We start from the raw sequence: 11,274 nt of genomic DNA on the forward strand, positions 1-11,274 counted from the left end.
GCCGCGCAAAATCAGCCGCGCAGGGCAGCCGCTTCGGCGGCAAGCTTGGTGATGCCCGCCCAGTCGCCGGTCGCCACCAGTTCGCGCGGGGCAACCCAGGAGCCGCCGACGCAGACGACATTCGGCAGCGACAGGTAATCATTGGCATTCTTCAGCGATACGCTGCCGGTCGGGCAGAATACCGTGCCGGCAAGCGGCGAAGACAGCGCCTTAAGGTAAGGCGCACCACCGGCCTGTTCCGCCGGGAAGAACTTCAGCACCTTGTAGCCCTCGTCGCGCAGCGCCATCACTTCGCTGGCCGTGGCGGCGCCGGGGAGCAGCGGCACCTTGGAAGCGCGCGCGGCTTCCAGCACGCTTTTATTGATGCCGGGGCTGACGATGAAGGTGGAGCCCGCTTCGGCCGCCGCTTCGAAATCCTTAGCGTTGAGGATGGTGCCGGCGCCGACATGGGCGCCTTCCACTTCCGCGGCAACCGCACGAATGGCATCGAGTGCCGCCGGAGTGCGCATGGTGATCTCGATTGCCTTCAGGCCGCCTGCAACCAAAGCGCGCGCCAGGGGAACGGCGGAAGCGGCATCATCCACGATCAGCACCGGCACGACCGGCTGCAGTTTGAGGATGGAGAGAAGTTTTTCGGAATCCTGGGCCAAGACGAGCCTCCTTGCGCGATTGAAACGATTGAAATCCCGTTTACCGATTAGCCTGCCCCGGCTTTGATGTCGAGGCATGGCGGGGCCATTTTTCATCCAGATACTTCAATCAATTCGCTTCTTCATGAAGCTCTCTTGCGATAATCTGCCCCCCCAGTTTGCGGAGACAGCATGGCCAAGGAAATCGAACGGAAGTTTCTTGTTGCAGGCGGTGAATGGCGCGATGAGGTGACACATAGCATGGCTTTTCGGCAGGCATATGTCGCCTCGCTGGAAAATCGCTCGGTCCGGGTCAGGATCGTCGACGGGCGTGATGCCACACTGACCATCAAGATCGGCGCAAGCGCGCTTGTCCGCGATGAATATGAATATTCCATTCCCCTCAAAGACGCGGAAGAGCTGATGGCGAGCGCACCGGGCGTGGTGATCGAGAAGACGCGCCACACGGTGGACCATGGCGGCTTCACCTGGGAGGTGGATGTTTTCGAAGGACAATATCGCGGGCTGGTCGTGGCCGAAGTCGAAATGAATGACGAGAACGCCAATCCCGATCTGCCGTCCTGGCTGGGCAGGGAAGTCACCGGAGACAAGCGCTTCTCCAACCAGTCGCTTGCCATGGACTGTCCGAATGGAGACCTGTCGGATGCCCTTCAGAATTGATCCGAAAAAGCCTTTCGGCGATGAAATCCGCCGGGCCGGACTGGAATTGATCGAGGATGCGGTCACCATCCTGCGCGACCAGCCGTCGGGATCGCATGAGGCGGTGCACGATGCCCGCAAGCGCTTCAAGCGGTTGCGGGCGCTCTATCGCCTGATCCGCAAGGTAGCGCCCGATTTCGCCCGCGAGGAAAATACCCGCTTCCGCGATATCGCCCGCTCGCTCGCCTTTGCGCGTGATGCGACGGCGCTGGTGGAAACCGCGGAATATCTCGAGGCTTTTGCGGCTTCCGATACGCAGGGTGAGGCATTGCGGTCGGTTACCATCATGCTACGCGAACGCCGCGACGATGCCCTTGACCACGAAGCCGGTCTCGATGAGGCGATTGCGGCGGCCATTGCCGGCTGCGAAACGGGACGCGAAAGGCTGGAGGGCCTTTCCCTGCCTGATGACCTGAACAAGACCGCAAGACTGGTGAGAACCGGCTGGGCGAAACAGAGGGTCAAAGCGCGCAAGGCGCTCTCCTGTTGTCGCGAGCAGGCGGATGTCGAACATTTCCACGAATTGCGCAAGGCGGGCCAGACCTACTGGATGCATCTTGGCCTGATGCGCCGCCTCTGGCCGTCTGCCATGCGCGCCAAGCGCGCCGACACCAAGCGGCTGGTCGATATTCTCGGCCACGAGCATGATCTCTCCGTCCTTACCGCCGTCGCCGACGGGGAACCGGACCGTTTCGGCAATGGCGAGCGGCTGGCCCTGCTACTTGCTGCAATCATCGAACGGCAGCAGGCGCTGCGTGCCGAAGGCCTTGTACTGGCCGACGAGGTGTTTTCCGAATCCGCCCGCACGGAGAGTCGCATCGTCGGCCTGTTGTGGCGCCAGGCGGCGAAATAGGCTGAAGACTGCGGTGTTGGGATGGGGTGTTGCGCTCTCACCCATCCCGGGTTTGAGGCACGAACCGCCTGCCCTCTTTTGCATCCTTGCATCTGATATTTGACGATTTTCAAAATAGCGCGATCCGCTGATAAATATTGCTTTGCGGCCGCTGTCGCTGTATTTCAGCGCCCATGACCGACACGACCATTCTCCCCCGCCCGGAAGTCTCTGGTGATTTCCTTGTGGCAGCGCTTTATCATTTCGCCCGCCTGCCGCGGTTCGAGAGCCTGCGCGAGCAGCTGTTCGGACTCTGCCAGCAAAATGGCGTCAAGGGCACGCTGCTGCTTGCCGCCGAAGGCATCAACGGCACGATTGCCGGGCCGGATGCGGGCGTTCAGGCCGTGCTTTCCTTCCTGCGCGCCCAGCCGGAATTTGCCGCACTGGAGCACAAGGAAAGCCGTGCCTCGCACATGCCTTTCGTGCGCCTGAAGGTGAAGCTCAAGAAAGAGATCGTCACCATGGGCGTGCCGGATATCGATCCGAACCGCATTGTCGGAACCTACGTCGAGGCGCGAGACTGGAACGCGTTGATTTCCGACCCGAATACCATCGTCATCGACACCCGCAATGATTACGAGACCGCCATCGGCGTCTTCAAGGGCGCGGTCGATCCGCAGACGAAAACCTTCCGCGAGTTTCCCGACTGGGTGAAGAACAATCCCGGCCTGCACAACAAGCCGAAGATCGCCATGTATTGCACCGGTGGCATTCGCTGCGAAAAGGCCACCGCCTTCATGAAGGAACAGGGTTTCGACGAGGTCTATCACCTCAAGGGCGGCATCCTGAAATATCTGGAGGAAGTGCCGGAAGAAGAGAGCCTGTGGGAAGGCGCCTGTTTCGTCTTCGACGAGCGCGTCTCCGTGGTGCACGGCCTTGCCGAAGGCGACCACCAGCTCTGCCACGCCTGCCGCAACCCGATAACGCCGGAAGTTCGACTGTCACCCAAATTCGAGGAAGGTGTATCCTGCCCGAGCTGTTACGACGAGCGCAGCGAAGACGATCGCCAGCGTTTCCGCGACCGGCAGCAGCAGATCGAACTGGCAAAGACCCGCGGCGAACGGCATCTGGGGCGGTAAGCCGGCTCGGCTATCGGACTGCATTTGCATTTGGATCGAGCGGGTGCCGCGTATTTCTTCTCCCCGGCGGGAAGAAGAAATGAACCGCACCTTAGGTGATCAAGAATCGGTGGAGGTAATCAGCCTCACGCCCCCGCCCGAAGCGCAAATAGCGGTGCGTCCTGCCCGTCCAGCATGGTGGTGATATCTTCGGCAGCAACCGGCTTCGAGAACAGGTAGCCCTGCAGTTCATCACAGCCGCACAGATGCAGGATGGCCGCCTGTTCTTCCGTCTCGACGCCTTCGGCCGTCACCGGAATGTCGAGCGATTTCGCCAACGCTACGGTCGCCTGCAGCATTTCCAGCGAGCGGCCGCCCTTATCGAGCGCCATGATCAGCGAGCGGTCGATCTTCATGCGGTCGAAACCGAAGCGGCGCAGATAACCGACACTGGCAAAACCGGCACCGAAATCATCAAGCGCTATGTGCAGGCCGAGCTGCTTCAGCTTGTCGATCGCCGCACTCGCCCGCTCCGGATGCTGGATGAAATAGCCTTCCGTCATTTCCAGCCGCAACCTTTCGGACGGCGTCTGCGTCGCATCGAGAATATCCGCGACATAACCGGAAAAGGCGGGATTGCGGAACTGCACGGGGGAAATATTCACCGACAGCTTGATGGACGGCCATTGCCGTGCCGTCTCGCAGGCCTTGCGCAGCACCAGAAGGCCGAGGCGGTCAATCAGGCCACTGGTCTCGGCGGCGGCAATGAAAATATCCGGCGGCACGAAACCATAACCCGGCCGCTGCCAGCGGGCCAATGCCTCCACACCCGTGATGCAGCGCGTGGCGGCGCTGACAACCGGCTGATAAACCACCTGTATCTCGTCATTCAGGATCGCGGAGCGCAGATCCGCTTCCAGCTGGAGTTTCTCTTCGCGCAGCGCATCCATCTTCAGCTCATAGGAGACGTAACGCCCGCGTCCGTTCTCCTTGGCCTGGTACATGGCCATATCGGCACGGCGCAACAGTTCCTCGCCATTGATATCGCCGGCGCGGGAAACCGACGTGCCGATGCTGCAACCGATGCTCGCCACCCGTTCGCCGATGCTGAAAGGCTCGGTGAAGAGTTCGAGAAGCGCCAGACACAGCTTGCGGCCTTCCGACCAGACATCGTTGCCCTGAATGGCGATGGCGAATTCATCACCGCCGAGCCGCGCCAGCACCGCGCCTTCCGGCACCAGCACCCGCAGCGCCGCCGCCACGCCCTTGATCAGCCGGTCGCCGGCGGCATGGCCATAGGAATCGTTGATTTCCTTGAAGCCGTCGAGATCGAGATAGAGCAGCTTGATATCGGTCTTGTCGTGGCGGGCCTTGCCGACCATGCGGGTGAGGTGAGCAAACAGCCCGGCGCGGTTGTCGAGCCCGCTCAACCGGTCGCGCAGCGCCTCTTCCCGCGCCGCCGCCTCATCCGCCTTCAGCCGGTCGAGCGTGGCCGAGCCGATGATGAGCAGTACCAGGAAAAACGTGCCGGCAATACCGAGCGCGGTAAAGACCACCGGCCGCGCTTCATGGAAGCTGACATCCCCCGGCAGATGCGAACGCCAGACGAGCCGGGCCAGCACCTGCCCCAGCGGATTGACGATATCCACATGATTGGCGGCAGGTCCGTCGCCATATTGAAGTTCCAGCCCCTCAACGACGTAATTGCGGGCAAGCTTGTCCACCGTCGCCTGCTTGAGGTGCCGGGCGAAGATCAGATAACGACGCTCAGTGCTATCCGTGGCCAGCGCGCCGGATTTGAGCCGAACAAGCGCGACACCGGCAGCGGCGACGCCGTCTTCGGTTTTGACGAAACCCGTCACCTGCGAGGTGATGCTTGGGCGCATGGCCTGCACCCGCTCGATCATCTCCTTCAGGCCAGCGGCAAAATAGGTGTCATAAGTCCATTTCACCGGTTTGCCGTCCTGGTAAGCCATTCGGGTCTTGCCGTCTTCATCCAATACCACGGCGGTGTCGAAAAGATCGCTGTTGACCGTCATCTCGCCATAGTTGCTTGCCACCCAGTCGAAACGATCAGGGGCGTAGACATACTCGGCGGCATCGTCCCATGCGGCGTAATCGTTCAGCGTCGCGCCAAGCTGATCGCGGAAGGTGACGAGAGCACCCGCCGTCGTTTCTCGCGAGCGGGCATTGTCGAGCAGGTTGGCTTTTTCCCGGACCTGGCTGAGGGCTGAGAGGACGAGCGCGGTGACGATGAGAAGCACCAGCGCGAAGGTGGACAATACGACGCCGACGGCGGTTCTGCGCCCGACCGGCAAATAGTCCCCAATGTTGCGCGGCGCAATCCGCATAAAATCCCCTTTTAAAGCATCATCTTGCGAAGGAAACATTCAAAAGGCGTTAAACCGCCCCGCAACGCCGCCCCAAAAAACAACGGGTACAAAACGACAGTCCGGGCGAGAAGCTGAAAAATCTTTCCCTGAAATGGCAGGGGTTTTTCACGGAAAACCGGTTATCGCCGTTCCCAAAACAAAAAACCTCCCCCGCGAACGGGAGAGGTAATCAATTCCACCATGCGGCAGTTTCTTACCAGGACGGGATGACCGTGCCGTTGTACTTTTCCAGAATGAAGGCCTTAACTTCCGGGCTGTGGTAGGATTCCACCAGCGTCTTCACCCAGGGCTTGTCCTTGTCCTGCGCACGAACGGCGATGACGTTTGCATAAGGAGACTTTTCGCTTTCGATGGCGATGGCGTCCTTCTTCGGGTTCAGGCCCGCAGCTGTGGCATAGTTGGTGTTGATGACCGAAGCGTCGGTGTCGTCAAGCGAACGCGGCAGCTGGGCGGCGTCAAGTTCGACGATCTGGATGTTCTTCGGGTTTTCGGTGATGTCGGCAGGCGTTACCTTCAGGCCGGCCTCTTCCTTGACCTTCAGCACACCCTTGGAGGCGAGAACCAGAAGCGCACGGCCGCCATTGGTCGGGTCGTTCGGAATGCCGATGGTTGCGCCGTCCTTCAGCTCGTCAAGGTTCTTCACCTTCTTGGAATAAACGCCCATCGGGGTGGTGATGGTGGTGCCGACGCTGACGAGATCGAACTTGCGGTCGGCGATCTGGTTGTCGAGGTAAGGCTGGTGCTGGAAGGAGTTGGCCTGCAACTCGCCATCATTCAGCGCCTGGTTCGGCACGACATAGTCGGAGAATTCGATGATATCGATATCGAGGCCCTTGGCAGCCGCGATCTTCTTCACCTGTTCCATGATCTGCGCGTGTTCGGCGGGGGTAACGCCGATCTTGATGGTTTCCGCCAGCGCCTGCCCGGCGGTGAAGAGAGCAGCGAGCGAAGCCGCGAGTATGAGTTTCTTCATGGGTGTCTCCTTGGGTTTGTTGTTCTTGGGTATCGGTCTTGAACGGTCGGATCAGTTCTTCCGGGTCCGCTTGTCGAAACTGCGCGCCAGCCGGTCGCCGGCGCTCTGCACCAGTTGCACCAGCACGATCAGCACCAGAACCACGGCCAGCATCACATCAGGCATGAAGCGCTGGTAACCGTAGCGGATGCCGAGGTCACCCAGCCCGCCGCCGCCGACCGCGCCGACCATGGCCGAATAACCGATGAGGCTGACCAGCGTCAGCGTCAGCGCCAGCGTGATACCGGGCTTGGCTTCGGCGAGCAGCACCTTGGTGACGATCTGCAACGGCGTCGCGCCCATGGCGCGGGCGGCCTCGATCAGGCCCTTGTCCACCTCGCGGATCGCCGCCTCCACCAGCCTTGCGATGAAGGGTACGGTCGCAACCGTCAGCGGCACGATGGCCGCATTGGTGCCGATCGACGTGCCGGCGACGAGACGGGTGAAAGGAATGATCGCCACGACAAGAATGATGAAGGGCGTGGAGCGCGCCGCATTAACGATGAGGCCGAGGATGCGGTTGGTCATCGGTGCTGGAAACAGTTCGCCCTTGCCGCTGGTGGCGAGGAACACACCCATGGGCACGCCGATCAGCGAACCGACAATGCCGGCCACCGCCACCATGTGCAGCGTCTGCAACAGGCCCTTCAAAAGAAGGTTGAAGATCATATCAGGCGACATAACCGAGCACCTCCGTGTGAAGACCGGTTTCCGCATAAAAGCGGTTGGCGCGGGCGGCGACCTCAGCCGATGCCGGATAGGAGACAACGAGCGAACCGAAGGGCTGGCCGGAAATTTCCTCGATGGTACCGGCGAGAATATTCACGTCTGGGCCGATTTCAGCAACAAGCCGGGCGGTAAGTGGCTGGAAAGCCGTCTCGCCGAAAAAGACCAGGCGCACCAGAACGCGGTCGCCGTCCGTGGCTTCCTGCTTCAGCCCCGAAGTGACCCAGTGCGGCAACTTCACACCGACCGAGGACGACAGCAGGCTGCGCGTCGTCTCATGTTTCGGCGCGGTGAAGATGTCGAAGGTCGTGCCTTCCTCGACGATCAGGCCCCTGTCGATGACGGCCACTTGCGAGGCGATGGTCTTCACCACTTCCATCTCATGGGTGATGAGCAGCACGGTCAGGCCAAGTTCGGCATTGATGCGCTTCAGCAGTTCGAGGATGGACTGCGTCGTTTCCGGATCGAGCGCCGAGGTCGCCTCGTCGGACAAAAGCAGCTTCGGCTGGGTGGCGAGCGCGCGGGCAATGCCAACACGCTGCTTCTGGCCACCCGAGAGTTCCGCCGGATACCGCTTTGCCTTGTCGGAAAGCCCGACGAGATCGAGCAGCGGCGCGACGCGAGCCTCGATTTCCTTCTTGCCCAGGCCGGCGATTTCAAGCGGCAGGGCCACATTATCGAAAGCGGTGCGTGAGGACAAAAGGTTGAAGTGCTGGAAGATCATGCCGACGGACCGGCGCAGCGTGCGCAGGCTCTTTTCATCAAGCGCTGCAACATCGACGCCATCAACGACCACACGGCCGGTCGAGGGCTTTTCAAGGCCGTTGGCGAGGCGGATGAGCGTGGACTTGCCAGCGCCCGAGCGGCCGATGATGCCGGTGATGGAGCCTTTCGGCACGGTATAGTCGATACCGGCAAGGGCTGCGAAGCCGGGCTTGCCGTCGGTACCGCCAAAGGTCTTGGTCACGCCTTCAAACGTGACCATCGGCTCCTTTGCCGCCCCTTCCGGGACCGCCTGTTCTGAACGCGCGGGCGAGGCCGCACTGGATGGAAAATTCATTGTGAACTCTGGGAATGCGTGACGGATCGGGTCTCAAAAAATCCTGTTGCGGTGCTGAACCGCTCTCTTCATGCAGCCTTCGGGCACATTCGATGACAGCTGATTTTCCGGGTCATTTCGTCAGGCTTTCACTCAGAAATGCCGGGGATCGGCAATTCGATGGCGCATACTTGCCCGCACACGCCACCTTTTAACAGGGATGTTTTTTCAATTATCTGAAAAGAGAGAAAAAATCTACCGCAAAGCCGCCTTGGCGGCCCTGCGGCAGTCAAGATTTCGCGACGATATGAAAATCACACGCGGCTGGTGAATTCCTCGAGCGGGCGGCGGACCTTTTTCAGGTTCACCAGCCAGTCGCCATCCGGCTGGCGATAACCGAGCGGCAGGATGGTGACGGAGCGCAGGCCCTTCTCACGCAGGCCGAGAATCTCGTCGAGCTTGGCCGGATCGAAACCTTCCATCGGGGTGGAATCCACACCCTCGAAAGCGGCCTGGGCCACGGCCATGCCGAAGCCGATATAGGCCTGACGCGCAGCATGTTCGAAATTCACCTGCTGGTCGCGCTGCGGATAGGTGGTGAGCAGCATCTGGCGATAGGCTTCCCAGCCTTCATTCTTGATGCCGCGTTCTTCATTGACCAGATCGAACATGTGGTTGATCCGCTCTTCGGTGTAATTGTCCCACGCCGCAAATACCAGCAGATGCGAACCTTCGGTGACCTGCGCCTGGTTCCAGGCGATCTCGCGGATCTTGGCGCGCACTTCCGGGTCGGAGACGACGATCACCTCGAAAGGCTGCAGGCCGCTGGAGGTGGGCGCCAGCCGCGCCGCCTCAACGATACGCTCGACCTTGTCTTCCGCGACTGTCTTGGAAGGATCCATTTTCTTGGTGGCATAACGCCAGTTGAGTTTTTCAATAAGCATGTTCGTTTTCCCTTGGGAGGACCAGCCCGCCCTGCCTCTTTGAGAGGCAGAAACGGACGCTACGCCTTCGTAGCCTGCCTGACATAGGGGACGGGATGACGGGTGCAAGCAGGCACCGCGGAGTAACCAACGAAAAACTCAGCATGACTGATGATTTTGTTTACTTATTATTTTTCCTGCTTCGTATTTTCAGGAGCGTGATTGCCCTTCGGAAATCCCGAAGCCAAAGCACTATACCACTTGCCGCTGTTCTTCAGCGTACGCACCTGCGTGTCGTAATCCACATGCACGAGGCCGAAGCGCATGCGGTAGCCCTCTGCCCATTCGAAATTATCCATCAGGCTCCAGGCGAAATAACCGCGCATCGGGTAACCGTCGCGGATGAGATCGGCGACGATGCCGAGATGTTCGGCATAATAATCAAGCCGCGGCTGGTCATTCACCTCCCCGTTTTCGACGCCGACAGTATAGCAGGCGCCGTTTTCGGTGATGTAGCATTCCGGCAGGTCGTAACGCTTGTAGAGCGTCTCCACCAGCGACTGGAGCGCCGGAGCATAAACTTCCCAACCGATATCGGTCTTCACATCGCTAACGGCGGGAGCCGGTGTGGTGGCGGGGAACTCCGCACCCGGCGTCGCGTCGTTGGCAACGCGCATCGGCGTGTAATAATTCAGGCCCCACCAGTCGAGCTTCTGGCTGATGATGGCGAGGTCTTCCGCCTCCACGACTGGCATGCGATCACCCAGCGCCTCCATCATCTCCGCCGGATATTCGCCCTTGAAGACCGGATCGAAAAACGCGCCATTATGGAACTGGAATGCCCGCTCAGTGGCCTTCAGATCGGCCTCGCTGTCGGAAGCCGGAATGACGGAATGGGCGTTCAGCACCAGCCCCACCGGCACTTTTGGCGCTACATGGCGGGATGCCTCGACGCCGAAACCATGGGCGAGATTGATGTGGTGCATGGCGGCCAAGGCCGCCTCCATGTTGCGTTCGCCCGGCGCGTGAATGCCGTAGAGGTGGCTCAGCCACACCGCGCACCAGGGCTCGTTGAAGGTCGCCACCGCATCCAGCCGGTCGCCCAGACGGGCCATGACGGTCTTGGCGTAACGCTGGAAAGCATAGGCGGTGGAGCGCGAGGCCCAGCCGCCGTCGCCCATCAGGGTCAGCGGCAGATCCCAATGGTAAAGCGTCGCATAGGTCTTGATGCCGCGCGCCTTGCAGCCATCAACGAGACGGTCGTAGAAATCCAGGCCCTTTTCGTTGATCGGTCCGAAACCATCGGGAATGATACGCGGCCAGGCGATGGAGAAACGATAGGCCTCGACCCCCATCTCCTTGATGAGATCGAGGTCCTCTTCCCAGCGATTGTAATGATCGCAGGCGATATCGCCATTGTGACGCCCGAAGACATGGCCTGGCATGTTGCAGAAGGCATCCCAGATGGAGGGTTTGCGGCCATCTGCCTTGGTTGCACCCTCAATCTGGAACGAGGCGGTCGCGACGCCGAACAGGAAATCACCGGGGAAACGGGCTGCAAGCGTTTGGGGATCGGTCATCCGAGAGGCCTTTCTATCCATCGAGCGTGAAAAGATCAGCAGCGGTTTAGACCATGTCGCGTGCGAGGTACAGCCGGGCAGGCAGAATCTACAACGTTTCAGGATGCGCAGTTAACAAGTCCAAAGCGCTTTGTATGCACAAATGCCGCCGCGGCGGTTTAGCCGGCGGCGCAAGGCATCGGTCCGGCGAATGCGGGTGGAATGGGGAAGTGGTAGAAGTTTTTGCATTCGCCGGGCCGCCTTGTCAGGGCCGTGATAACGGCCCGTGGGGGCGGCGATAACGGCCCATCGGTCACGGCCTT

At 60.4% G+C, this 11,274-nt stretch carries 10 protein-coding genes; 3 read left to right on the forward strand and 7 right to left on the reverse strand.

Going from position 1 to position 11,274, the window contains the following annotated elements; all coding sequences use genetic code 11:
* Positions 1 to 11 precede the first annotated feature (11 nt).
* Complete coding sequence (locus NYR50_RS16230) at positions 12 to 650, reverse strand: 2-dehydro-3-deoxy-phosphogluconate aldolase (RefSeq protein ID WP_006316659.1); 639 nt, start codon at positions 648 to 650, stop codon at positions 12 to 14.
* A gap of 171 nt (positions 651 to 821) precedes the next feature.
* Here NYR50_RS16230 and NYR50_RS16235 point away from each other — a divergent pair, with 171 nt between their 5' ends.
* From NYR50_RS16235 to NYR50_RS16245, 3 genes are all read left to right on the forward strand, one after another.
* Positions 822 to 1,310, forward strand: coding sequence for a CYTH domain-containing protein (locus NYR50_RS16235; RefSeq protein ID WP_006316661.1), 489 nt, complete (start codon positions 822 to 824; stop codon positions 1,308 to 1,310).
* The gene (locus NYR50_RS16240; protein WP_418137618.1) at positions 1,294 to 2,202 is read left to right on the forward strand and encodes a CHAD domain-containing protein; all 909 of its coding nucleotides are present in this window, start codon (positions 1,294 to 1,296) and stop codon (positions 2,200 to 2,202) included. The genes NYR50_RS16235 and NYR50_RS16240 overlap by 17 nt, the downstream gene beginning before the upstream one ends.
* A gap of 173 nt (positions 2,203 to 2,375) precedes the next feature.
* Positions 2,376 to 3,320 (forward strand): rhodanese-related sulfurtransferase, encoded by a 945-nt coding sequence (locus NYR50_RS16245; RefSeq protein WP_418137619.1) that lies wholly within the window; start codon positions 2,376 to 2,378, stop codon positions 3,318 to 3,320.
* Between the two features lie 125 nt (positions 3,321 to 3,445).
* Here the strand turns inward: NYR50_RS16245 and NYR50_RS16250 are convergent, their stop codons facing one another.
* The 6 genes from NYR50_RS16250 to NYR50_RS16275 form a co-directional block, all read right to left on the reverse strand.
* Positions 3,446 to 5,689, reverse strand: coding sequence for an EAL domain-containing protein (locus tag NYR50_RS16250; RefSeq protein ID WP_418137620.1), 2,244 nt, complete (start codon positions 5,687 to 5,689; stop codon positions 3,446 to 3,448).
* 196 nt (positions 5,690 to 5,885) lie between these two features.
* Positions 5,886 to 6,665: a MetQ/NlpA family ABC transporter substrate-binding protein gene (locus NYR50_RS16255; RefSeq protein WP_006316668.1), complete on the reverse strand. Its 780-nt coding sequence runs from the start codon at positions 6,663 to 6,665 to the stop codon at positions 5,886 to 5,888.
* Between the two features lie 51 nt (positions 6,666 to 6,716).
* Positions 6,717 to 7,385, reverse strand: coding sequence for a methionine ABC transporter permease (locus tag NYR50_RS16260; RefSeq protein WP_418137621.1), 669 nt, complete (start codon positions 7,383 to 7,385; stop codon positions 6,717 to 6,719).
* Entirely contained in the window at positions 7,375 to 8,415 is a 1,041-nt protein-coding gene (locus tag NYR50_RS16265) for a methionine ABC transporter ATP-binding protein (protein ID WP_418137622.1), read from the reverse strand. The genes NYR50_RS16260 and NYR50_RS16265 overlap by 11 nt, the downstream gene beginning before the upstream one ends.
* A 368-nt stretch (positions 8,416 to 8,783) precedes the next feature.
* Positions 8,784 to 9,413, reverse strand: a complete 630-nt coding sequence (locus NYR50_RS16270; protein ID WP_418137623.1) for an NAD(P)H-dependent oxidoreductase — start codon at positions 9,411 to 9,413, stop codon at positions 8,784 to 8,786.
* A gap of 167 nt (positions 9,414 to 9,580) precedes the next feature.
* Complete coding sequence (locus tag NYR50_RS16275) at positions 9,581 to 10,972, reverse strand: GH1 family beta-glucosidase (RefSeq protein WP_418137624.1); 1,392 nt, start codon at positions 10,970 to 10,972, stop codon at positions 9,581 to 9,583.
* Between the last annotated feature and the right edge of the window lie 302 nt (positions 10,973 to 11,274).

The organism is Agrobacterium sp. El2ro-1b, from assembly GCF_048298475.1.
Lineage (GTDB): Bacteria > Pseudomonadota > Alphaproteobacteria > Rhizobiales > Rhizobiaceae > Agrobacterium > Agrobacterium fabrum.

What these genes read in the sequence shown, in the direction of transcription:
- NYR50_RS16245 (WP_418137619.1), top strand. Translation starts at nt 2,376, where the DNA reads ATGACCGACACGACCATTCTCCCCCGCCCGGAAGTCTCTGGTGATTTC.
- NYR50_RS16275 (WP_418137624.1), bottom strand. Translation starts at nt 10,972, where the DNA reads ATGACCGATCCCCAAACGCTTGCAGCCCGTTTCCCCGGTGATTTCCTG.
- NYR50_RS16270 (WP_418137623.1), bottom strand. Translation starts at nt 9,413, where the DNA reads ATGCTTATTGAAAAACTCAACTGGCGTTATGCCACCAAGAAAATGGAT.
- NYR50_RS16235 (WP_006316661.1), top strand. Translation starts at nt 822, where the DNA reads ATGGCCAAGGAAATCGAACGGAAGTTTCTTGTTGCAGGCGGTGAATGG.
- NYR50_RS16265 (WP_418137622.1), bottom strand. Translation starts at nt 8,415, where the DNA reads ATGGTCACGTTTGAAGGCGTGACCAAGACCTTTGGCGGTACCGACGGC.
- NYR50_RS16250 (WP_418137620.1), bottom strand. Translation starts at nt 5,689, where the DNA reads ATGTTTCCTTCGCAAGATGATGCTTTAAAAGGGGATTTTATGCGGATT.
- NYR50_RS16260 (WP_418137621.1), bottom strand. Translation starts at nt 7,385, where the DNA reads ATGTCGCCTGATATGATCTTCAACCTTCTTTTGAAGGGCCTGTTGCAG.
- NYR50_RS16240 (WP_418137618.1), top strand. Translation starts at nt 1,294, where the DNA reads ATGCCCTTCAGAATTGATCCGAAAAAGCCTTTCGGCGATGAAATCCGC.
- NYR50_RS16255 (WP_006316668.1), bottom strand. Translation starts at nt 6,665, where the DNA reads ATGAAGAAACTCATACTCGCGGCTTCGCTCGCTGCTCTCTTCACCGCC.